The 21,495-nt window shown below is 62.7% G+C and carries 21 protein-coding genes and 1 pseudogene; 8 read left to right on the top strand and 14 right to left on the bottom strand.

Annotated elements, in window-relative coordinates; genetic code table 11:
• Window positions 1–441 precede the first annotated feature (441 nt).
• From ACVWY0_RS21130 to ACVWY0_RS21100, 7 genes and pseudogenes are all read right to left on the bottom strand, one after another.
• A complete protein-coding gene (locus ACVWY0_RS21130) occupies window positions 442–987 on the bottom strand; it encodes a DDE-type integrase/transposase/recombinase (RefSeq protein WP_485838431.1) in 546 nt (181 codons plus the stop codon).
• Between the two features lie 142 nt (window positions 988–1,129).
• Window positions 1,130–1,369: a transposase gene (locus tag ACVWY0_RS21125; protein WP_485838430.1), complete on the bottom strand. Its 240-nt coding sequence runs from the start codon at window positions 1,367–1,369 to the stop codon at window positions 1,130–1,132.
• 7 nt (window positions 1,370–1,376) lie between these two features.
• Window positions 1,377–2,075, bottom strand: a complete 699-nt coding sequence (locus ACVWY0_RS21120) for a maleylpyruvate isomerase family mycothiol-dependent enzyme (protein ID WP_485838429.1) — start codon at window positions 2,073–2,075, stop codon at window positions 1,377–1,379.
• Between the two features lie 165 nt (window positions 2,076–2,240).
• Window positions 2,241–2,935: pseudogene (locus ACVWY0_RS21115) on the bottom strand (aldehyde dehydrogenase family protein); the annotation flags it as partial.
• A complete protein-coding gene (locus ACVWY0_RS21110) occupies window positions 2,910–3,548 on the bottom strand; it encodes an aldehyde dehydrogenase family protein (RefSeq protein WP_485838432.1) in 639 nt (212 codons plus the stop codon). The pseudogene ACVWY0_RS21115 and the gene ACVWY0_RS21110, both read right to left, overlap by 26 nt.
• Window positions 3,549–3,551: 3 nt before the next feature.
• Window positions 3,552–3,716: a hypothetical protein gene (locus ACVWY0_RS21105; protein ID WP_485838428.1), complete on the bottom strand. Its 165-nt coding sequence runs from the start codon at window positions 3,714–3,716 to the stop codon at window positions 3,552–3,554.
• Window positions 3,717–3,790: 74 nt separating this feature from the next.
• A complete protein-coding gene (locus ACVWY0_RS21100) occupies window positions 3,791–4,432 on the bottom strand; it encodes a zinc-binding dehydrogenase (protein ID WP_485838427.1) in 642 nt (213 codons plus the stop codon).
• 286 nt (window positions 4,433–4,718) lie between these two features.
• Here ACVWY0_RS21100 and ACVWY0_RS21095 point away from each other — a divergent pair, with 286 nt between their 5' ends.
• From ACVWY0_RS21095 to ACVWY0_RS21085, 3 genes are all read left to right on the top strand, one after another.
• Entirely contained in the window at window positions 4,719–5,165 is a 447-nt protein-coding gene (locus tag ACVWY0_RS21095; RefSeq protein WP_485838426.1) for a helix-turn-helix domain-containing protein, read from the top strand.
• Between the two features lie 237 nt (window positions 5,166–5,402).
• Window positions 5,403–6,797 (top strand): MFS transporter, encoded by a 1,395-nt coding sequence (locus tag ACVWY0_RS21090; protein ID WP_485838425.1) that lies wholly within the window; start codon window positions 5,403–5,405, stop codon window positions 6,795–6,797.
• 211 nt (window positions 6,798–7,008) lie between these two features.
• Window positions 7,009–7,920 (top strand): LysR substrate-binding domain-containing protein, encoded by a 912-nt coding sequence (locus ACVWY0_RS21085; RefSeq protein ID WP_185263394.1) that lies wholly within the window; start codon window positions 7,009–7,011, stop codon window positions 7,918–7,920.
• Between the two features lie 39 nt (window positions 7,921–7,959).
• Here the strand turns inward: ACVWY0_RS21085 and ACVWY0_RS21080 are convergent, their stop codons facing one another.
• From ACVWY0_RS21080 to benA, 5 genes are all read right to left on the bottom strand, one after another.
• Window positions 7,960–10,845: an AAA family ATPase gene (locus tag ACVWY0_RS21080; protein WP_485838424.1), complete on the bottom strand. Its 2,886-nt coding sequence runs from the start codon at window positions 10,843–10,845 to the stop codon at window positions 7,960–7,962.
• Window positions 10,846–10,852: 7 nt separating this feature from the next.
• A complete protein-coding gene (benD, locus tag ACVWY0_RS21075; protein ID WP_485838423.1) occupies window positions 10,853–11,677 on the bottom strand; it encodes a benzoate diol dehydrogenase BenD in 825 nt (274 codons plus the stop codon).
• Window positions 11,678–11,679: 2 nt separating this feature from the next.
• Window positions 11,680–13,254: a benzoate 1,2-dioxygenase electron transfer component BenC gene (gene benC / locus ACVWY0_RS21070; RefSeq protein ID WP_485838422.1), complete on the bottom strand. Its 1,575-nt coding sequence runs from the start codon at window positions 13,252–13,254 to the stop codon at window positions 11,680–11,682.
• Between the two features lie 132 nt (window positions 13,255–13,386).
• Window positions 13,387–13,923, bottom strand: a complete 537-nt coding sequence (gene benB / locus ACVWY0_RS21065; RefSeq protein ID WP_485838421.1) for a benzoate 1,2-dioxygenase small subunit — start codon at window positions 13,921–13,923, stop codon at window positions 13,387–13,389.
• Window positions 13,924–13,960: 37 nt separating this feature from the next.
• Entirely contained in the window at window positions 13,961–15,343 is a 1,383-nt protein-coding gene (benA, locus tag ACVWY0_RS21060) for a benzoate 1,2-dioxygenase large subunit (RefSeq protein ID WP_485838420.1), read from the bottom strand.
• A gap of 339 nt (window positions 15,344–15,682) precedes the next feature.
• On the opposite strand from benA, the gene catA reads away from it, so the two are divergent.
• The 4 genes from catA (at window position 15,683) to ACVWY0_RS21040 (ending at window position 19,454) form a co-directional block, all read left to right on the top strand.
• A complete protein-coding gene (catA, locus tag ACVWY0_RS21055) occupies window positions 15,683–16,567 on the top strand; it encodes a catechol 1,2-dioxygenase (protein ID WP_485838419.1) in 885 nt (294 codons plus the stop codon).
• Between the two features lie 126 nt (window positions 16,568–16,693).
• Entirely contained in the window at window positions 16,694–17,794 is a 1,101-nt protein-coding gene (locus ACVWY0_RS21050; protein ID WP_485838418.1) for a mandelate racemase/muconate lactonizing enzyme family protein, read from the top strand.
• A 23-nt stretch (window positions 17,795–17,817) separates the two neighbouring features.
• Window positions 17,818–18,096, top strand: coding sequence for a muconolactone Delta-isomerase (gene catC / locus ACVWY0_RS21045; protein WP_485838417.1), 279 nt, complete (start codon window positions 17,818–17,820; stop codon window positions 18,094–18,096).
• Between the two features lie 74 nt (window positions 18,097–18,170).
• Window positions 18,171–19,454, top strand: coding sequence for a benzoate/H(+) symporter BenE family transporter (locus ACVWY0_RS21040; protein WP_485838416.1), 1,284 nt, complete (start codon window positions 18,171–18,173; stop codon window positions 19,452–19,454).
• Window positions 19,455–20,279: 825 nt separating this feature from the next.
• Here ACVWY0_RS21040 and ACVWY0_RS21035 read toward each other — a convergent pair.
• The gene (locus ACVWY0_RS21035; RefSeq protein ID WP_485838415.1) at window positions 20,280–20,528 is read right to left on the bottom strand and encodes a hypothetical protein; all 249 of its coding nucleotides are present in this window, start codon (window positions 20,526–20,528) and stop codon (window positions 20,280–20,282) included.
• A gap of 16 nt (window positions 20,529–20,544) precedes the next feature.
• Complete coding sequence (locus ACVWY0_RS21030; protein WP_485838414.1) at window positions 20,545–20,748, bottom strand: hypothetical protein; 204 nt, start codon at window positions 20,746–20,748, stop codon at window positions 20,545–20,547.
• 507 nt (window positions 20,749–21,255) lie between these two features.
• Between ACVWY0_RS21030 and ACVWY0_RS21025 the strand changes: the two genes are divergently transcribed.
• On the top strand, window positions 21,256–21,495 hold a 240-nt coding region (locus ACVWY0_RS21025), incomplete at its 3' end, for a hypothetical protein (RefSeq protein ID WP_485838413.1).

The following is a 21,495-nucleotide window of genomic DNA, read 5'->3' as shown; positions in this document are numbered from 1 at the left end:
TTGCTCTTGCCGACGTCAACACCGATGAAGATGTCGACGAGTTCATGGTCCTTGATCAACGCAAACCTCCCAGAATTTGTGTCCGTCAAATCTGTGTTGGCATGTCCTGCGGCGGCAAGGCTCGGCATCCACGTTACGGCTGACCTACGCGGTGTTTCATTGCGCTGGTCCGGTCCCCATTAGCGATCCCCTGGCGCCTATCGAATCCCTGTGACAACACCCCCCGGATCATTGATGACTGGGGGACTTAATCATGCCGGGACCGACAGGCCAACAACCCCCAATTCTTACTCGTTAAGGGCTACTAAAAAGGTAACGGGGGCGGTGGCCTGCTCTGGCGTTGGGCCGTTTTCGGTTGTACCAGGACTCGATATAGTCCATGACCGAGGTGCGGGCGGCGAGCCGGCTGGTGAAGATGTGGTTGGTGATAGAACTCGGTCTTCAGGTGCGAGAAGAAATTCTCGGCGACTGCGTCTGACAGTCCCAGCACACGCCGACCTTGCCCATGGATTGGGTGACGGGTTCCTCGGCATAATCCGAATGGAAAACCGCCCCATCCGCGTGCAGGTAGCCGTGATCGCGGGCCATGGCCAGCGCCCCGGTGCACAGCTCGGTGCGCATGTGGCGGTCCAGGTTCCAGCCGATCACCATGCCGGTGCACAAATCGATCACGGTGGCCAGATACAACCAGCCCTCTCCCGTCTTCAGGTACGTGATGTCCACGCACAGCCGCGTGCCGGGCACCTCCGAAGAGAAGTCCCGCTTGCCGTTTCCGTCAAGCATGTGGTTCTCGATATGGGCGGTCTTCGCCTGCGAATCCTGCTCGGTAGTCTTCTTCCACGCCCGGGTCCGTACGGCACGTAGGCCCTGCTCGCGCATGATGTCCCCAACTGTGGGTTGTGAAACGCGGATCCCGTCCTCGTTGTGCATCCGGGTCAGCTGGTCCCTGCCGGCCTTGCCCTTGGCGTCGTTGAACTTTCCGGCCACAGCCCGGCGGCGAACGGTCCGCGGGGACGGGCCCGCAGGCTTACGCCACCGGTAGAACGAGGCCGGGAGACCTTCAGGGTCCTGCAGAGCCAGTCGACCGGATGGTTCGCCTTCTCAGCTTCGATGAACTCGTAGAAATCCTCTACCGTTGCTTCGCTGCAAAGAAGGCGCTGACTTTTCCCAGGAACTCAATTTCCTGCTGCAGCTTCGCGTTCTCCGCCCAGGCCTTCTGGTGCTCGTCCCACGGCACGGATGCCTTCTCCTCGGTGAGGAACCGATCTGGATGGTCCTCACGGTATTTGCGCACCCACGTCCCCAGCGTGCCCTCGTTCACGCCGATATCCGGCGCAACCTGGGCGATCGGACGACCCGAGGAAATCATACAGGGCTTACCAGGACGGCAGTGTGGGCAGAGGGCCGTCAGCCTCGACGTTGTCGCTAACACCGCGGGCCAGCCATTCGAGCAATCCCTCGCGGTCGGACATGACGCGCAGGGCGCCGTCGCCGATCACCCACTTGTCGCGTTCCTCCGTCAGGAGCGTCATCCCCGGCGCCCCCTGGGCGCGCATCGTGCGCACGGCGGCTTCCAAGGCGTTGAGTACCGAGTCCGGGTCCGCTTCCTCTATGGTCCAGGCCGTGTCGAGGTCGTGGTGGTGCACCACGACCTCAGCGATACGCAACGCCACAATGGACGTCGCAGGAATCTGCTTACCGTGCAAATGCACCGCCTCGACGGCGATCTCCCCGCCCAGCCGAAGGGCCTGTTCGGCGAAATAGGCGGAGGACTGGCGGAGTTTGCCCAGCAGTTCCTGGCGAGGCAGGGCGGCCAGCTCGGCTATCTCGCGGGCGCGAGCCTCCTGCGAGGCGTAGAGTTGCTGCTCTTCGCCGGAGGTAGCCCAGTCGATGAGCTTGACTAAGGCCTGGCCGTTCGAAGCGATGTGGGCGATGACATCCGCCCGGGTCCAACCCCTGCACATGGATGGAGCCTTCATTTCTTCGTCGGACAGAGACTCTACGGTGGCCATGAACATATCGGTCTCCCGGCCGAGGCGGGACAGGTCCGAGTGCAGGCGTGCGGGATTGATCATGAATTCACCTTATCCATTGGCCTGGATGCCGGCTGGCAATCCGTGCCGCTGATTCATATGGAAATCGTACCGATCCATACGGTTCGTGATGGCTGATGGCGGCACGATGGAAACGGAAGTGCCCGCCGATGCACGCATAACCGTGCATCGGCGGGGCAACCGGCATTAGAGACGCTTGACTCCGACCGTGTGGTCGGTGGTGAATTCAGCGATAGCCCAGTCGCCGTTCAACCGGCCCAGTCCGGAGTTAGCCTCGCCGCCGAAAGGCACATGCGATTCGTCATGGACCGGCATCTCATTGATATGCGTCATACCGGCCTTGAAGCCCAGGCCGAACTGCACGCCGCGATCGAGGTCCCGAGTGAACACGGAACTGGAAAGTCCGCATTCGCTGGCGTTGGCCAATTCCAGGGCGTGGGCTTCGTCGTTGGCCTCGATGATGCCCACCAAAGGTCCAAATATCTCCTCGCGGGCAATCTCCATGTCGGGACTGAGGTCGGCGAACACGTGCGGCGGTACGACCCGGCGTGTGATTTCGCCTTCAAGGACGGTGCGGGCGCCCTCAGCCTTGGCTGTTGCGATTTCGTTTTCAGCCCTGCAAGCTGGGTGTCGTTAACCACCGGGCCCACCAGGGTCTGCGGGGAAGAGGGATCGCCGAAGGGGACGCCGGAGGCCGCGGCGGTGAAGCGCGCTACGAATTCATCGTAAAGCGCTGCCTCAACAATGATGCGGTTGACCGCCATGCAGATCTGTCCCTGATGCAGGAACTTGCCCAAGACGGCAGCTTCGACCGCAGCGTCCAGGTTCGCGTCCGCAAGGACCACCAGGGGCGCGTTACCGCCGAGTTCCAAGGCGACGTGCTTGAGGTGCTTTCCACCGGCCGCAAGTTTGCCAACGTTCCTGCCCGATCGGCGTCGACCCCGTGAAGGAAATCAGCCCGGGGACGGGATGGGTTACGAAGTCATCGCCGATCTCGGATCCGGCGCCCACCACCACGTTCAGCACTCCGGCCGGCAACCCCGCTTCCTCGAATACCCTCGCGAGGATCAGCCCGCCTGTAACTGGTGTGTCACTGGCCGGCTTGAGTACAACGGCATTGCCCAAGGCGAGGGCCGGGGCTACTGAACGCTCGGACAGGTGGAGCTTAAAATTCCACGGGCTGATGACGCCGACTACGCCGATGGGGCGGCGGTAGACGCGCAACTCTTTGCCGGGCGTGTTGGACTCGACAATGCGACCGTGAACGCGGGTGGGGAAGGAAGACGCCTCCAGAGTAATCCCGGCGGCCAGGGAAACCTCAACCTGGGCCTTGCCCACGGTGGATCCCGACTCTTTGATGAGCCAATCCACAATCTCCTCGCAACGCTCCTCCAGGATCTGCGCTGCCCGGAGAATCACCTGGCGGCGGGCGGCAGGAGGCTGGGCGGCCCACTCCTTTTGCGCCGCTTCGGCAGCACTATATACCTCGTCCAGGTCCTATTTGTTGGCCTGGCGGATGGAAGCCAGCACCGAGTCGTCGTATGGATTCGTGACTGTCAAAGTCCTCTCGGACCTGCCGTCACGCCACGTCCCGCCGATGAACTGCTGGGTGACGGGTAGGCCGGCAAACGTCGCCGTGATTTCCAAGGTGGTCGTTGTCATGGTTTTTGCTCATGGGAGGTTCGTATTTGGGTGAAGTGGAATCGAGGCGGCCCCCGCTTTGGGTCCGCCGGTGTTTAGAAGACCAGGACAGGCTTGATGACTTCGCCGGACTCGGAAGCGTCGAAAGCTTCGTTAATGTCGGCAAACGCAAACGTTTTGGTCAACTTTTCCAGCGGGAACTTTCCTTGCTGCCAGAGTCGGATGAGCTGGGGAATGAACACCTGGGGCACGGAATCTCCTTCGATAATGGTGCGGAAGTGCCATCCTTTGAGTAACGAACCACCAATTTCGAAGGACACCTCCGTTCCCGGGGCCGGGGCCCCGACGAGGGCCACCGTTCCACCGGTCCCCAGGATGTCGGCTGCCTGGCGCAGGACGGCAGGAATACCCGTGGTGTCCAGGGCATAGTCGACGCCGCGCTCACCGGTGATCAGCGCTATCTCTGCTGTCACGTCCGTGGAGCGGCTGTTGATAGCGTGGGTGGCCCCTAGCTCCTTTGCAGTGGTCAGCCGGGACTCAACGATGTCGACGGCAACAATTGTTGTCGCACCAACAGCGGCGGCGGCCATGAGAGATGCGCAGCCGACAGCCCCGGTGCCGAAGACGACAATGCTGGAACCGGGTCGTACGTCCAAGGAGTTGATGACAGCACCGGCCCCTGTCTGGAGGCCGCAGCCGAGTGGTCCGAGCAGCTCCAGCGGAAGGTCCCCGTCCACCTTTACTCCGCTGCGGACAGCAACGTTTACGTGCGTGGCAAAAGACGATTGACCCTCTATCTCCAGGCAAGCCCCCGAAACCATGATTTCGGGAAGAAAAAACCGGCCTGATTCTTAACGCTCTTTTGGCCTGAAACGAGCCACCAACTTGGCTCAAATTCCTGGCTGAAACGGCCTACAGATAGTCGATCACGCACAGGCCGTTGACGAAGCGAGGGCGCACCCCTGGTCAGCCACAACGGGGGTCGGAACGGTACTGGACCAGTTCATAAGCGCCTGCGCTTCCATGGCTGTCCCCGCACCGGCAGTCTGGAACCACCTGGCCGCGGCCGGTGAAGCACTGTTGGCCAGCGTAGTCCTGCAGGACTACGAGCCCGAGTCCGGGTCCGAGCACATGGCCGAGTTCTTCCGGCATGAAATCGAGTCTTATATCGATCGAAACCTACACGACCCGAACTTGGGCCTGAAGCAGATCGCTTCCTCCCACCATGTCTCCGTGCGAACGGTTCAGCGGGTGTTCGCGGGAACCGGTTCGGGGCTGACCGATCGGGTTCGGAAGGGATTGCTGGCGGTCCACCGTGACCTTGCTGATTACCGCACTACCCATCTCACCATCGCCGAAGTAGCGGCGAGATGGTGCATCCATGACGCCCAGTGGCTCGCCAAGGCTTTCAAGTCCGAGTTTGGCATGTCGCCGTCGGAGTTCCGCAAATCCTCTGCAGCGGAAACCTGAACCACCCACGCTTCCGCACTGAAGGAGCATTTCTTTACTGGCACCTTTCCTACTTTTTCCAAGATAGGCCTAGCCGCGTCTGATTGATATCTGAAATGTATGAATCGCACCCCGGCCTAATCCCGGGTATTTACCGCATATGGCGGGCGTCACACCTCTGCGACACTGGACCAAGCCAAGGGACACAGGTTCACCCCCATGGCACTCCATCCATGCTCCGTCAGAGAGGACAGGCATATGGCTATGCTCCACACCGTCATCGCCGAAGACCCGCGCAAAGAGGCGCGCACCGCAAACTGGGTGGCCTTCGTCATCTGCACCGCACTTTTGTTCGATGGCTACGACCTTGTCGTATACGGCACCGTCCTGCCGGGACTGCTCGCCGACCCAAGCCAGATTGGCGCCTTCGATGCCGCCGCTGCCGGCCTCTTGGGCTCGTGGGCGCTGGTTGGTGTGCTGGTCGGGTCGCTGGTCTGCGGGGCGGTCGGCGACTTCTTCGGCCGCCGCCGACTCATGCTCCTGGGTATCGCCTGGTTCTCGGTTGGGATGTTCGTCACGGCGCTGACCACAACCGTGACGTCCTTCGGCGCTATGCGTTTCATCACGGGGGTGGGACTCGGTGTCGTCATCGCCACCGCAGGCGCCACCATGGCAGAGTTCGCGCCAGCCGGTCGGCGTCAGTTCTACAACGCGATTGTCTACTCTGGTGTCCCCGCTGGCGGCGTGTTCGCCTCCGTCATGGGCATTCTGCTCCTCAATGACATTGGATGGCGCGGACTGTTCATGATCGGCGCCCTCCCCCTCGTACTGCTCCTGCCCATCGCTTGGTTCAAGCTCCCCGAGTCCCCCCGCTGGCTGCTGGCCCGCGGCCGTGAGGATGAGGCCCAGGCTGCTTCGCAGCGGACCGGCGTTTCGCTCATTGAAGAACAGGTCATTCGGCAGATAGGCGCCGCCCCGCAGAAGACTGGCTTCGCGGCCGTGTTTTCCAAACAGTTCGCCGTGGCTTCCGTGCTTCTGGGCTTGATGTCTTTCTCCGGCCTGCTGCTGACCTACGGCTTGAACACGTGGCTGCCGAAAATCATGGAGGGATACGGCTACGGGCGGACATACGCCCTGTTCTTCCCATTGGCGTTGAACCTCGGTGCGGTGGCGGGAGGTTTGCTGCTCTCGCGCTACGCTGACAAGGCGGGTCCCCAGCGGGTCATAGCCAGCACCTTCGTGCTGGCCACTATCACCCTGGTGCTGATGACCTTCGGCTTCCCCCTGCCGATGTTGTTCCTGTGCATCGCCATCGCCGGAGTGGGCACCCTCGGCACCCAGGTGCTGGTTTACGGTTTCCAGTCCAACTACTTCACCACTAACGCCCGGGCGGCCGGTGTGGCCTGGTGTGCCAGCGTGGGCCGCTTGGGCGGCATTCTCGGACCAATCATCGGCGGTTGGCTGGCGGCGGCGGGAATCGGCGGAGCCACCGCGTTTTACATCTACGGCGGCGTCGCCCTGCTGGGTGCAATTGTCACGGTCTTGGTCCCCCGTCAGCGCAAGCTGGAAGAAGCCGAGCACAGGGCCGAGGAAATCGTGGAGCGGCCCGTGGAAGAGGAACTTAGCACCGCCACTCCCCCGATGCGCCTCTGACGCAGCCCGGTTGGCGGCTGCCATAAATGAGCCGATCCACGGAGAGGGTGCCCAGGCCAGGCCTGGGCACCCGGCCGGCCGTTGTCGGACAGTTAGCCCTGCCAAGCCTGCCATTATGTCTGACGCTGACACGAGTGGTGGGCTTTATACTTGATTTCTGAATCAATACGGCGCGCGACCGGAAGCGCCATACGGAGGGACGGCACAACCAATGGAGATCAGGCAGCTGAACTACTTTATTGCCGTAGCGGAGGAGCGCCACTTCGGCCGTGCCGCCAAACGCCTGCATATGGCCCAGCCACCCTTGTCCCAGCAGATCCGCCAGCTGGAAGAGCAACTGGGTGTGCGCCTGCTGAACCGCACCACCCGCAGAGTGGAACTCACGGCCGCGGGGCAGGCGCTGCTGGACCGGGGACGGCAGATCGTCAATGCGGTCGGAACACTCCGGGCTGACGTATATCAGGTGGGACAGGGCGCATCGGGTGTTCTGCGCGTGGGCTTCTCCGGCTCAGCGACCTACGGAGTCATGCCCCCGATCGTTCGACGCGCCAAGCAGGTACTCCCTGGGCTGTCGCTGAATCTACATGGCGAGATGCTCACCCCGGCCATGGAGGCCGGTCTAAGGGATGGCACCTTGGATGCGGCCCTATTGCGCCCGCCCATTGCCTCCCAGGACATCGAATACCGCATCGTGACACGCGAGGCGCTCATCGTGGCGTTGCCGTCCTTCAGCGCCCTGGCCCTGGACCGGCCAGTGGCCGTGCACGAACTCCAGGACCAAGAATTTATCTCCTATCCACCGGAGTCGGTGCTTTACCGGACCACCGCAGGACTTTGCCGCGAGGCAGGCTTCCAGCCACGCATCACCCAAGTCATCAGTGAGACGTCCACGATGCTCTCGTTTGTGGCTGCCGGTAGTGGAGTTGCCATCCTTCCGGCGAGCGTCCGTGCCCTGCAGCTTGAGGGCGTCGTTTACCGCGATATCGAACAGGCCCCCGAGGTGGAGCTGGCCGTGGCGTGGCGACGTGAGGACCGGTCATCACTGCTCCAAAGCTTCCTGGATGTCGTGGGCGCCGCGACCAAAGACCTGCCCAACCGTACTCCCAGCCCTCCCGGATCCTGATAGGGGGCGGGGCCGGTTCGATGCCATGTGGCCTGCGCCTCAGTCCGTGGGGCGGAAACGTGCGGCCAGTTCGCTGCGGGAGCGGATCCCGAACTTCCCATAGATGCGGGTCAGGTGGTATTGGACAGTCTTGTCGGCCAGGAACAGTGCACGGGCAGTCTCTTTGTTGGTGGCCCCGGCCGCCACGAGTTCCGCCACTGACTGCTCCTGGGCCGTGAGCTGGACCTGCGGTCCTGTCACGGCTACGAGCACGGCGTCAGATGGATCGGGCATGTTGCCGACGTCAAGGCCTGTCGCCTTCAGCTCCCGATCGCATCTGTCGACGTACGTGGCAGCGCCCAGGGAATCATAGAGATCCCTGGCTACGCGCAGCACGGAGGATGCCAAGCGCCTTTTTCCGGCGCGTCGCATGCTTTGCCCGAAGGCAAAGCTCACCCGGGCCCGCAGATATGGCCGGTTGAGCCCTCGCAGATGCCCCAGCGCCGTCTCGAAATGCTCCCGGGCTATGTCTGGATCCCCCTGCGCGGCAACGAGCCGGCCCCGCGCCCACGCCATTCTTGCCAGATCTGACGGCACGGCCCGCTCCCGCGGCACCTGCTCGAAGGCGGTAAGGAAAGCGTCGGCCACGTCCAACTGGTCGGTCATGACCAGGGCGTTAACGTAGGAGTCCTGCCACGGCCAAAACGACACCCTGTTCTCTGTCCAGGGGTCCAGCTCCGTCAGTGGCTGCAGCACAGCCAATGCGCTTTCGTAGTCCGCCCGTGCCTCATGGAAGCGTGCCCGGGCCAGGCTGGCAGGGACCTGCATGGCGCGATAGGTGCCCGGCTGCACCGCCGCTTGGGAGACGTAGTACCGTGCACGGTCCCAATCCCCACGCATGGACCACAGTTCGGCGGCGGTCCAATACAGTAAGGGGCGGATCAGCGGCATCCGGGAGGTCTCGAGCCGCACCGAGGCGCGTGCAACCGTGGCTGCGGCCGCGTCCCAGTTGCCGAGCACAAGTTGGGTGCGGGCCAACCACGCCTCTGCCCACAGCGAGATCCGCAACGAGCCACCGCGGAACTCAGTCGGGGCAGCGGCTTCGAAATTTACAAGCGCTGTCTCTGCGTCATCCAGCCGCAGGGCCAGCCATCCGGCTCCCATCTGCACGCGTTGCTTTTGGGCGTTTTCGGAAGCGTGTTCGAAAGCCTGGCGATAGGAGGCCTCGGCTTCAGCCAGCCTGCCTTGGGCGTAAAGTCCCAGCCCGTAGATGGCTTCGGATTCGATGTGGGCGGGGGTGCCCGCCGTTGTCAGTGACATGGCCTGCTCCGCCCAACGGGTGATGACAGGGCCATCCCAGGAGGCCACCCCGTGCAGGACCAGGCGCTGGGCCACTTGGGCCGCGGCAGTCGGGTCCCGTTGCGGGTTGCTTGTTCGCCAGGCCATTTCCAACTGGGTTTGGGCGCTGTGGTTCTGTCCGGACGCAGTGGAGAGGTAGCCAAGAACGGAGGAACGCAGTGGCGAGGGTGCCATGGCGTCGACGGCGGCGGCCCACATTTGGGCCTGGGCAATGTTGCCGGACCCCACGAGGGCATCTACTGCTCTCAGCTGGCGATCGTTGCCGACCCGGACGTCACCCGAGAGCCGGGACGCGGAAAACAATGCGGTCGAGACATCGTGCCAGGCACCTACGAGGGCCTGTTGCCGGGCGTACTCTTCAAGCTCCGAGGCCAGGGCCTCGTCTGGTCCCGGGGTAGCCGACACCCGGTGACCCAGGCGGTCGCCCTCATTCTGCACCGAGTCCGCAGCCCTGCGGTGCAGGCGCATGCGCTGGCTGGGTGCAATCTGCTCGTAGACGGACTCGGTCGTTCCCGTTTCGAAGAATGTCACCAGCGAGTTGGCCTGGTCCACTGAGAGGCCCAGCAGTCCGGCCCGGTGGCCCTCGTCGAGGGCATCCATCACGTATTCGACCCCGCTGACACGGGCAACCTCAGCCACCCCGGCATTGCGGCCGAGTACGGACGTGGCCTCAGCCACAGCTACCAGGTCGGGGGACGCGGCAGCGAGGAGGCTACGCACTTGGGCCCGCACGCGTGAACTCGGAGGCAAGGACGAGAACCATGTCTGCCAGGTTTCCGGTGGAAGCTCGCCGAGAAGTTCGACAACCGGCTGCGGCCATCCACCGGTATGCCGCACGATCTCGTGGGCGGCCGTCGCGTTCAGGTCGATGCCAAACCACCGTCGTGCGAGCTCCTGGACCCGCTGCGGTGACAGGGGATCCAGTGGAAGACGGGAAACCTGATGCCCAGTGAGGAAGGCCAATACGCCGGCTGGCACCAGCCGGGCCTGAGCGGGATCCAGGGTGACCAGGAACAGGACTCTTTTGCTGCGCAGCCGGCGCATGACGAAGACGAGGACGTGGAGAGTTTCTGCGTCCAGATGCTGAACGTCGTCAACGGCAACCACCACGCTCCCGTGCAATTGAAGCCCGTCTAGGTGTGCACCCAGAGTGGACGCATATTTGGCGGCCTGGGCGGGGTTGAGTATGCCGCCCAGGTCCGCGGAACGGCCGTTTCCTCTGCCAGGGTCCTTTGCCGAGCGCAGCGGCGGGGTGACCATGAGCTGGGAGTAGCCGGCGAGCGGGAGCTGCGCTTCCCATTCATCGCCCGTGGCGGACAGTACCCGCACGCCACGCGCGACGCCCCGGCAGTGCTCCAGGAAAAGGTCCAACACCGCCGTCTTCCCGGATCCCCGGGGGCCGCTGAGTACCACCGTACGCACGTTGCCTTTACGCACAGTGCGGAGCGTCTCCAGTAACTCCTCGAAGACCTCGGCATGGCCGAGCAGCGCCAGGTCCTCCTCGGAGTTGCCGTGGTGGTGGCCCGGAATCATGCTGGCAAGCTTACTCGACCGCGCGTCGCGGCCACGCCAGCGGGTTTCAGTCACAGCAGGCTCAGCCCAGGTCTCCGCCTGCCACCGGAAGGATGCTGCCAGTGACATAGGATGCTTCGTCGGAGGCCAGGAATACGATCGGGGCAGCCTGTTCGTCCAGTGTGCCGTACCGCTTCAAAAAGGATGATTCAACGGTCTGGTCCACAATGGTCTGGTACCACGCCTTTTCGGTAGTTGACTCGGCTTCCGGTCCGCGCTTGACCTTTCGTGGCGGAGCTTCGGTGCCGCCCGGGGCGGTAGCAACTACGCGGATGCCGCGCCCGGCAACCTCCATGGCCAGGGACTGGGTCAGGGCGTTGACACCGCCCTTCGCTGCGGCGTAGGGGACGCGGTGCATTCCGCGGGTGGCCACTGAGGAGACGTTGACGATGGTGCCCGATTCCTGGGCGAGCATCGCCGGGAGGACGGCGCGGCAGGACCACAGGGTGGGGAACAGCGAACGGCGGATCTCCCGCTCAATCTTCTCCTCGTCGTATTCTTCGAAAGGGCGGGCCCAAATGGTTCCTCCCACGTTATTGACGAGCACGTCAACCCTTCCGTGGAGGGCCAAGGCGGCGTTCACTGCCTGTTCTGCTCCGGCGAAGCTTTCCAGGTCCGCCGTAACGGAGCTGGCTGACCCGCCGCAGCCAGACTCCTGGGCGGCTTCCTGGATTCCCTTGGCAACGTCCTGCACAATGTTGGCGCGGTCAACCAGGACCACCGAGCCTCCTTCAGCCCCGATCCTCTCAGCGACCTTCTGCCCGATTCCCTGGGCCGCGCCGGTGACCACTGCCACTTTGCCGGCGAAGCGGCCGGGCGTGATGAACTGTCCTGAGTACGCCGCCACCGTCAGAAGCCCTTGACCGTGGCGTCGATCGCTTCGGCCATGGTGCCCTTTGCATCGCGGGCGTGAGCCATGATCACTTCCCGGGCCCGCTCCTTGTCGCCGCGCTCAAATGCGCCCACGACATCCAGATGGTCCTGGGCGACCCGGTCAAAGATATGCGTGCCCTCTGCAAAAGTGGCTGCCATTTGGGCGTGGACGTCGAGCCGACGGTAGGACTCCAGCAGCATGGGGTTGTCGGAGATCATGAACAGGTACTCGTGGAACTCTTCATTGGTCCTGACATACTCTTCCGGGTCGAGAACCCTTCCGGCGTCCACCGCCCGGGTAGTCGCTTCGGCAAGACGACGGAACTGGTGCAACTGCTCTTTGCTAAGGCGGCCCAACATCAGCTCGGTCACGGCAAGTTCAAGGCCCATGCGGGCGTCCAGGTGCGCGAAACTGTCTTCCTTACGGAACTCGAGCCGGCCGGTCTCCATGGATGAAATGGCTTCCACGCGGCTAATAGTGTCGCCTGCGGTCTCCACCTTCTCCGCGGAGGCGGGCGCGCCCGTCTCGGCGTCCCCGCCGGTGGTTTCCTTGGGGGCGAAACGTTCAAAGTAGAAGTTGGCTGGCTGTATGCCCTCGGTGTCCAGCCACTTGGAGACGGCATTGACCATGGGCGGCGGTCCGCAAAGGTAGATATCGACGTCGCCATCGTTGAGGTGGGACGGCTGGATGATCTGCGTGACGTATCCCGTGTGCGGGGCGGAGGTATCCGCCTCGGAGGCAATGTAATCCCAGGTGAAGGTCGGCAACTTCGCTTCGTAGGTGTGTAGCCAATCGAGTCCCACGATGTCGGCTTCACGGGAGACGCCATAAATCAGGTGGACCGGCGTGGCCGGGGGGTTCTCGGATAACTTCTCCAGAATGGACAGGAGCGGGGCCAGGCCGGTGCCGCCTGCCAGCAGGAGCAGGGGGCGCTTGGGCTCGCGAAGGAAGAAGGAGCCGTAAGGGCCTGTGAACTCGATGGTGTCCCCTACTGCCGCGCGGTCACGCAGGTACTCGGACATCGCGCCTTGCGGGGTGATGCGCACCATGAAGGACGCATCCATCCCTTCGGGGCCGTTGCTGAACGAGTAGGAGCGCTCCGCGTCGGTGCCCGGGACCTTGATGTTGACGTACTGGCCGGGCAGGAAAGCCAGTGCTTCCCGGTTCTGCATCTCCAGAGCGAAGGAGATGGTGGACTCCGAGTGCTTGTCGAGTTCCTTCAGCGTGGAAGTAAAAGTGGCAGCTGAGGTTTTCGCGGATTCGGAAGTGGCCGGGATCTGGATGGCGAGGTCCGATTCCGGAACGGCCTGGCAGGTAAGGAGGTAGCCCTTCTCAAGCTCCTCTTCGGTCATGGCGTCGTCGATATAGTCCCCGGGGTCGAAAGAGCCGGAGTCGCAAAACGCCTTGCACGTGCCGCAAGCGCCATCCCGACAGTCTGAGGGGATGTTGATGCGTGCCTTGTAGGCCGCGTCCATGACGGTCTCGTAGTCGCCGACTTTGATGACTTTGGTGACGCCATCTTCGAAACTGAGGGCTACCTGATGGCCCATGATTCCTCCTGGTTGGGGGTCGCATCCTCGCAACCCCCGGAAAGTTAGTGCGGTTATCTTACGAGCGGATTTGGCGGCGGGCCGCTCCTGGCCTCCCCGCTGCGGCCGCGCCGTACGGGCGGCGGGCTGCCGTCAGATCATGTAGACATCCACCACGTGGTGGATGTAGTCGTTCTTCAGTACAACCTTCTTTTTCAGGATCACCGGCTGCTCGCCGGAGAGGTCGATGGTGTAGAAGCTCGTGCCGAAATACGTGTCGGTGGTGTTGTACCGGAAGTACAAAGTGAACCAGTTGAAGCGGACCTTGACCTGGCTGCCGTCGTGCTCCAGGACTTCAACGTCCGTGATGTTGTGACCGGTGCGCGGCTCAGGGAGGGATGTAGCGGAGGAGCGGTCCGTCTTGATCCGGAATACCCGGTCCTCGATGCCGCCACGGTTGTCGTAATAGATGAGCGAGATCTCATTCTGGGGGTCGACCGTGAGTCGGTCATCGACGTCCCACGCCGGCATCCAGTACTCGGAGTCCGGGTCGTAACACTCGAGCCACTCGTCGAACTGGCGGTCGTCCAGTAGCCGGGCTTCCCGGTAAAGGAAGGCGCGAACAGTCTCGAGGGTCGCGATTTCGTCGGCGCTCTTGAGCGCGGTCAAGGGGTTAATGAGGTTGGCCATTGTTTTCAGCACTCTCTGTATGGATTGAAAGTCTCGATCACGCCGTGACCGGGACGGATTCCTGGGCAACGGATTCCGCGTCGGCGAGGGCCTTATCCATTACTTCCTTCCAGTACCCGTGCTGGATCGGGTAGAGCCCCTCGTCTTCGGTGCGCACACCGGAGGCGATCACCCGCGACATGCCCAGCGCGGTAGCCTGCTCGTCAGGACCGGCAATCTCGTGGGTGGAGCCGCGCGTCATATCGTTCCACGGCGCAGATGTGGCCCAGTAGGTCTTGTTGCAGGATCGGAACTCCTCGAGGTCGTCCGGCGTGGCCATGCCGGTTGCGTTGAAGAAATCCTCATACTGGCGGATGCGCTTTGAGCGGTTTTCCTGGGATTCACCCTTTGGCGCAATGCAGTAGATCGTCACCTCGGTCTGGTCCGCTGAAATGGGACGGAAGTGACGGATCTGCGACGAGAACTGGTCCATGATGTACACGTTCGGGTACAGGCAGAGGTTGCGTGAGATGTTGATCATGAAGTTTGCCATCTCCTCGCCATACTTTTCGACGAGCTCGTCGCGGCGGTCCCACAGGGGACGGTCCTCGGGGTTGGTCCACTCCTGCCACAGCAGCAGGTGCCCGTGATCGTAGGAATAGAAGCCGCCTTTAACCTTGCCCCACTTGCCGGCGTCCATGGCCTTGGTCTTGTTGGCGGAATCGCCGGCGGTGCGGCGGGCAGTCGTCGCGGCGTAGTTCCAGTGCACGGCGGTGACGTGGTAGCCGTCGGCGCCGTTTTCCGCCTGGACCTTCCAGTTGCCGTCGTAGGTGTAGGTGGAAGCCCCGCGCAGGACTTCGAGTCCGTCCGGGGACTGGTCCACAATCGAATCGATGACCTTGGTGGCATCTCCCAAATGTTCTTCCAGCGGGAGGACGTCAGGATTCAATGAGCCGAAAAGGAAGCCTCGGTAGGAGTCGAAGCGGGCTACCTTGGTGAGGTCGTGCGAGCCCTCCTTGTTGAAGGTTTCCGGGTAGCCGGCATTGCGGGAGTCCTTGACCTTAAGGAGCTCTCCGGAGTTCTTGAATGTCCAGCCGTGGAAAGGACATGTGAAGGTGGTCCTGTTATCGGTTTTGCGTCTGCACAGCATGGCGCCACGGTGGGAGCAGGCATTGACGATGCAGTTGATTTTTTCCTCCTTGTCCCGGGTAAGGACGACGGGAGTCCGGCCAATGTAGGTGGTGAAGTAGTCCCCCACGTTGGGAATCTGAGATTCATGGGCAAGGTAAACCCAGTTGCCCTCGAAGATGTGCTTCATCTCCAGTTCAAAGATCTCTCGGTCGGTGAAGATTTCACGCTTCGCCCGGATAACGCCGTTCTCTCGATCGTCGACGACGGCGTCAGCCAGGACCTCACGGACACGTGTCAGATTCTCGGTCATGGTGTGCTCCTTCTTTGGAGAGGGTGCGGGTAGGCGGGCAGCGACTGTGCGGCCGCACCTGAACCCCTCGGGCGGAATGAATGTGTCCCACCCAGTCTGCGGCAAGGTGACTGCGCTCACATCAGGCAAAACCCTAGTGCCGACCAAGGGTTCTTTTATGTACGCGTAGCGACATAATCAATGCCATATGAGTCCTTGTTTCGTCCTTATTAGCTAACTAGCATGAGATGGACGCCACGTGAAGCCGGCGAACCTGCGGGTGCACGGCTTGCGGCCGGCGCGTTTCGGGGAACGGGCTCATATCCCGTTTCCGATGCATCTAGGAGTGTGGAGATCACTATGACTGAGAATCAGCTGGACACCCGCCAGGAAAATGAGGGTACCGCTGTGGAGGCCGGCTCGAAGGCGACCGAGCGCTTCACCGCGTCGAGCAAGCTCGCGGGAACGAGCGTTTCCAAGGAGAGGGTGAGCTTGCTCGCCGGCGCTCTCATCAAAGCCGCTAACGACATCGTCGTCGAACACGAAGTCACCTACGAGGAGTACAACGCCCTGAAAGCCTGGCTGATCAAGGTGGGCAACGATGGCGAGTGGCCGCTATTCCTGGACGTGTGGCTTGAGCACACCGTGGAGGATGTCAACTCACAGGACCGGCCCGGCACCAAAGGCACCATCGAGGGACCCTACTATGTCCCGGACTCCCCGGTGCTGGACTCCCCTGCCACGGTTGAGATGCGTGATGACGAAGATGGTGTTCCGCTGCAGTTCAGCGGCCACTTCACCGACACTGACGGCAACCCGATCCAAGATGCCCAGCTGGAGATTTGGCATGCGGACGCGGCGGGCTTCTACTCCCAGTACGCCCCGGGTCTGCCGGACTGGCTGTTCCGCGCCAATGTGCAGGCCGACAGCGAAGGACAATTCGTCCTCCACACCATGCGCCCGGCTCCGTACCAGATTCCCACTGATGGAGCCTGTGGGCAGCTGATCAGTGCTGCGGGCTGGCACGCCTGGCGCCCGGCCCACATTCACATCAAGGTTTCAGCGCCCGGCTACCAGTCTGTGACCCAGCAGCTCTACTTCCCCGGTGACCCGCACAATGCGGACGACATTGCTTCGGCTGTCAAGCCGGAGCTGATGCTCAACACCACACCGCGTACAGACGGCGCTGCCGGCGAAGAAGCCTCCTATGACTATGTCCTGGCCAAAGTGGGACAGTCCAAGTAGGAACTCCTTTGACATGGTCGGGTTCATGATTTCCGTCCCATGAGGTGCCCCAGGGCAATGAGCCCTGGGGCACCGTTCTTCCCAGTACCACTGGACTGCCTGGCACAATCGAAAGGAACCGAGCCGTTGAAGATCGAGCGGATCGAAGTGATCCCGTACTCCATCCCGTACACGCACCCGCTGAAGTTCGCCAGCGGCGAGGTGGCAAACGCTGACCACGTTCTTGTGCGTGTGTACACCGACGACGGCGTCGTAGGAGTTGCAGACGCCCCTCCCCGTCCTTATACCTACGGCGAGACACAAGAGTCCATCGGGACGATCATCGAGAAAACCTTCGCCCCGCAGCTGACCGGTCTCGAGATTGTGGACCGGGAGCAGATCCATGCAGTGATGCGCAGGACCGTTCACAACCAGGTGGCGAAAGGCGCCGTAGACATCGCGGTGTGGGACGCGATCGGCAAGACGCTCCGAACTCCTGTGCACAAGCTACTCGGCGGGTATACCGACCGAATGCGGGTCAGCCACATGCTCGGCTTCCGGCCAGCGCAGGTACTCCTCGACGAGGCCCTGCGTTTCGGTCAGGAGTATGGCATCACGACTTTCAAGCTGAAAGTGGGCCGTCGGCCGCTGTCGCTGGACGTGGAGGCCTGCCACGTGCTGCGGGAGGGACTGGGCGAAGACGTGGAGATATACCTTGACGCGAACCGCGGCTGGACCGCGAACGAAGCCCTTGAAGTGCTCCGGAGGACTGAGGGGCTTGGGCTGACCATGCTCGAGGAACCGTGCGACGCCAAGGAAGCGCTGAGCCGCCGTCGCCTGGTCGATAAATCGCCAATCCCCGTGGTGGGCGATGAATCCGTCCCCACGGCAGGGGACGCGTCCCGGGAACTGCTTTCCGGTGGCTGCAATGCCATCTGCATCAAGACCGCCCGTTCCGGCTTCACAGAAGCGACGGAGATACTGGGGCTATGCACCGGGCTCGGCGTGGATGTAACCATGGGCAACCAGATCGACACCCAGATCGGCTCGCTTGCGACCGTCACCTTCGGCGCCGCCCACGAGGCCACGAGCCGCCGGGCCGGGGAACTGTCGAACTTCCTCGACATGGCCGACGACCTGCTGGCTGATCCACTCCGGATAATCGACGGCACGATCTCCGTGCGCGATCTGCCGGGGGTCGGAGCAGAGATCGACGAGGACAAACTCGCCACCTACCGCCTGTCCTAGCCCGACCATCAAGGAGAAGAATTATGCTGTTTTTGGCCCGCATGGACGTGCAATTCCCGGCGCACCTCTCCACCGAGGACATCACCCGCATGCAGGGGTTGGAGAAAGAGTATTCCCAGGCCCTGCAACAAGATGGCCGCCTTGCCTCCATCTGGCGAGTGGTGGGCGAGTACGCGAACTATTCGGTGTTCGACGTCGGATCCAACGACGAGCTGCACCAGATCCTGAGCAGCTTCCCGATGTATCCCTTCATGAAAATTAGGGTTACGCCCCTGTCCAGGCATCCCAACTCCATCCGCTGACGAATCTGTACAGCCACTACGGCGACCCAATTTGGTCACCAGGACCGCACCTCCGTCATCGCTCAGGAGACATCATGCCCCGCTTCCCTAAGGACGCGTCGGTGACCACCGGATCACGACCCCGCCCGGTTCATGGAGCCCAACCACTCTTCGAACGGCCCAGGCTCAGTCCGGCTGGCCCGCGCGACATCATCCGGGACATCGGCCCACACTACGCCTCGAACGGGCTCGTCGGCCTGGCTTTTTCCGCATCCGGGCCGGTAGCGGTCACGCTAACCGTCGGGTCGCTCGGTGGACTGACTGAGGCCCAGCTCGCGTCGTGGGTCTTCGCCATTTTCCTCTCAGCCGGCGCGGCGACGCTGGTCATGTCACTGATCTATCGCCAGCCGTTGGGCTTCGCCTGGTCCATCCCGGGCACCGTGCTGTTGGGGCCGTCGCTGCAGCATCTGTCGTTTCCGGAGGTGGTCGGGGCGTTCTTCTCCGCCGGGGTCCTGATTCTTGCACTTGGTTTGTCCGGAGCAGTGCGTCCGATCATGGCCGCCATTCCCGTGCCGATCGTCATGGCCATGGTTGCCGCCGTATTCCTGCGGTTCGGGACGGACATCGTCTCCTCCACACGGGCCGACCCTACAGTGGCAGCACCCATGGTGGTGGCGTTCCTTGTACTCACCGCCGTGCCCTCCCTGGGCAGACGCCTCCCTCCGGTACTCGGCAGTTTGGCGGCAGGCGTCGTCGCCGTCGTCCTCAGTGGCCGGTTCGCGATGGCACAGGGCGGACCGATCCTGGCCGTACCCGTGTTCACTGCCCCCGCGTTCACGTGGGCCGCCCAACTGGAATTGGTGATCCCGTTGGCACTCACGGTCCTGGTGGTGCAGAACGGACAGGGCGCGGCTGTGCTCAGGGCCGCAGGGCACAACCCTCCGGTCAATGTCTTCGCGATGAGCTCCGGCGTGTTCTCCTTGCTCAATGCCACATTCGGCGCGGTCTCCGCCTGCGTCACCGGACCTACCAACGCACTTCTGACCGCCTCCGGGCAAAAAAAGCGCCAGTACACGGCCGCAGTGGTCTACGGACTGCTGTCCCTGGCCTGCGCTCTGTTGGCCCCCATGCTCACCCGCCTCATGCTGGCCACCCCCGAAGCTTTCGTTCTGGCCCTGGGGGGAATCGCTATGCTGCGTGCCCTGCAACAGGCCTTCGTTACCGCCTTCGCCACCAACTTCACGCTGGGAGCTTTGGTGACTTTCGTCGTAACCATCTCCGGCCTGGATCTCTTCAACATCCATGCCGCATTCTGGGGCGTCCTCATCGGCTACGGCCTATCGCGTCTGCTTGAGCGGCAGGACCACGCCGAGACCTGACGGAGCCGTGCCACCCCCTCGGTCCATCACGGCAAACACGCTGTGGTCGCCGCTGCACTCCAGCCAGGCGGCTCTTGAAGTTGCGGAGGCGCTGGGCTGACGTAACTACCGCAGGCACGGCCACGATACGGAACCACCCGCACTGGTCGGCCTGGCTAACCCCGCCAGGAAACCCAGACCGGCCGGGGATGGCACCAACCGACCCAACCAGGACGTCTGGACGCCGGTGGCGGCAAAGGACAAACCGAAGATGCCTTATGCCCGCGGCCCGAGGTATAAGCGCGCGAGCCCGCCGATCTTCGTGATGCGGTTGGTGAGGTGCCTAGAAGAAGACGCATGCGCGTGTCCACACTTCTTCGGAAATTTGTCCAAACACTCGGCCTGAAATGCCTCTGAGCTACGACAACACGGCACGCATAGGCGAGTCACGGTCCCACACGCCATCACTCCGACGCGGTTCTCGGACTCTGTCGGCTGTGCCGCAGCGGGCTGCCGCCCGGCCTTTGCCCGACCAGCAGCCAACCCCAACAGAGCGTTGATACTTGGGGGCGACCGACAGCCCGACATTGCGTGGACTCATCGCAGGGCTTAACGAACATTTCGTCGGGCGGTCATGTCGGAACCGCGTGCGGATCGCATGGAGAGGTGACAGCGCGAAGACACCGAGCACAATCCGAAAGGAGCTCATCCATCCTCCTGGTCAGCTCAGAGATGTTCATGGCCGCTGTCACCTCCTGTCAGTCATCCCATGGCACGACCGGCGCAGACTCACATGACCAGCCAGGAACCCACGCTGCCCAACCGGCCAGCCCACGAACCTCGCGGCTACCGCCTGACGAGATGCGTAGCAATCATTATCGCGCTGACTTCAAGGAAGACATCGCCGGCGGCTACACCGACGACGAGATCAAATGCCGCATCGGTGCTGAAGTCATGGCGGTGGGCGTTAATCAAGAGCATCAGAACCATCAGAGTCCACGCGGTGCGTTGTTGCCGTCGATCAGCGGGGTGGAACCGCGCCACCGATTCTGCCTTCATCGCTAACTGCGGATAGGCTTCCACACCCATGACCATTGCTGTACTTTCGCTGCTAACTGACAGGCGCCACGACGTCCTCCAGCATCGACCTGTCGAAAAAACGGACCTCGCCAGTTGCCTCGAAGAACACCGGAACCACTGATGTGCTCGGGTCCTTGGACGTTTCGTAGATGTCAGGTCCGCTTCCATGCTTCCGGGCAATTGTTCCAACCAGCTCGGTACCGCGAACCCGGACGGTTCGATATTTGTAGCTCATGTTGACCCCTTCGTCGGCTAGGGCAACCCTACTCCTGAGAAGTATTCGCAGGACCCATAGGAGCAGCCGAGACACCGGTGTCGCCAACCCCAAGAGTCTGCCCCGGGTTCACGAGACTCCTCGTGAACCCGGCGCACGCTATCGGTCAACGCTCGGCGCACTCCTCCTCGAAGACTAATCCTGAACGATGACGATAGCCGATCGAAGTTCTGAACTATTCTGCAGCTCCAAGGTGTTATGCGTCGCAGTGTTTGGCGGTAGGGGCGTCTCTGGCGATGACAATGCAGGTTTTTCCCGTGGTGTCTTGATTTAGTGCCGTCGGCGGCGTCAGGCTGACGACGTCCGGATAAGGCGAACGGCCGGCGTGGGAGTTTCGAAGCACCACGCCGGCCGTGGGGCTGGGCGCGGGAACGGCTGATCCGGCACGGCACCGGCACGGACCTGGCCCTGGTGCGCGGGCGTCCGCGCCGGGGCCAATGCGCGGATTGTTCGGCCACGCATGTGCTGTTGGGCGTGGATCTGGCGGCCCGGCGGGCCGATACGGCCGAAGTGATCGCCTCCGTCATCGAGGCCAAGGCTGCCAGCGGGGCAGGGCACCGGGTGATCGCGGCGTGGCTGGGCCGGCCGGCGTCCACGGTCCGCGGCTGGCTGGGCGCATTCGCCGCTTCCGCCGGCCCGATCGCCGAAGTGTTCACCGCCCTTTCCCACCGTGACGGCGCGGACGCGGCCGGACTCTGGCCTGCCCCG

The sequence above is a fragment of the Arthrobacter sp. UYNi723 genome, from assembly GCF_054057635.1.
This window is presented reverse-complemented; position numbering and strand designations above follow the sequence as displayed.

Excerpts from the sequence above, each read along its gene's own strand:
- ACVWY0_RS21125 (WP_485838430.1), bottom strand. The coding sequence starts at position 1,369 with ATGATTTCCTCGGGTCGTCCGATCGCCCAGGTTGCGCCGGATATCGGC.
- ACVWY0_RS21120 (WP_485838429.1), bottom strand. The coding sequence starts at position 2,075 with ATGATCAATCCCGCACGCCTGCACTCGGACCTGTCCCGCCTCGGCCGG.
- ACVWY0_RS21105 (WP_485838428.1), bottom strand. The coding sequence starts at position 3,716 with ATGACAACGACCACCTTGGAAATCACGGCGACGTTTGCCGGCCTACCC.
- ACVWY0_RS21095 (WP_485838426.1), top strand. The coding sequence starts at position 4,719 with ATGGCTGTCCCCGCACCGGCAGTCTGGAACCACCTGGCCGCGGCCGGT.
- ACVWY0_RS21090 (WP_485838425.1), top strand. The coding sequence starts at position 5,403 with ATGGCTATGCTCCACACCGTCATCGCCGAAGACCCGCGCAAAGAGGCG.
- ACVWY0_RS21085 (WP_185263394.1), top strand. The coding sequence starts at position 7,009 with ATGGAGATCAGGCAGCTGAACTACTTTATTGCCGTAGCGGAGGAGCGC.
- benC (WP_485838422.1), bottom strand. The coding sequence starts at position 13,254 with ATGGGCCATCAGGTAGCCCTCAGTTTCGAAGATGGCGTCACCAAAGTC.
- benB (WP_485838421.1), bottom strand. The coding sequence starts at position 13,923 with ATGGCCAACCTCATTAACCCCTTGACCGCGCTCAAGAGCGCCGACGAA.
- benA (WP_485838420.1), bottom strand. The coding sequence starts at position 15,343 with ATGACCGAGAATCTGACACGTGTCCGTGAGGTCCTGGCTGACGCCGTC.
- catA (WP_485838419.1), top strand. The coding sequence starts at position 15,683 with ATGACTGAGAATCAGCTGGACACCCGCCAGGAAAATGAGGGTACCGCT.
- catC (WP_485838417.1), top strand. The coding sequence starts at position 17,818 with ATGCTGTTTTTGGCCCGCATGGACGTGCAATTCCCGGCGCACCTCTCC.
- ACVWY0_RS21040 (WP_485838416.1), top strand. The coding sequence starts at position 18,171 with ATGCCCCGCTTCCCTAAGGACGCGTCGGTGACCACCGGATCACGACCC.
- ACVWY0_RS21035 (WP_485838415.1), bottom strand. The coding sequence starts at position 20,528 with ATGGTCATGGGTGTGGAAGCCTATCCGCAGTTAGCGATGAAGGCAGAA.
- ACVWY0_RS21030 (WP_485838414.1), bottom strand. The coding sequence starts at position 20,748 with ATGAGCTACAAATATCGAACCGTCCGGGTTCGCGGTACCGAGCTGGTT.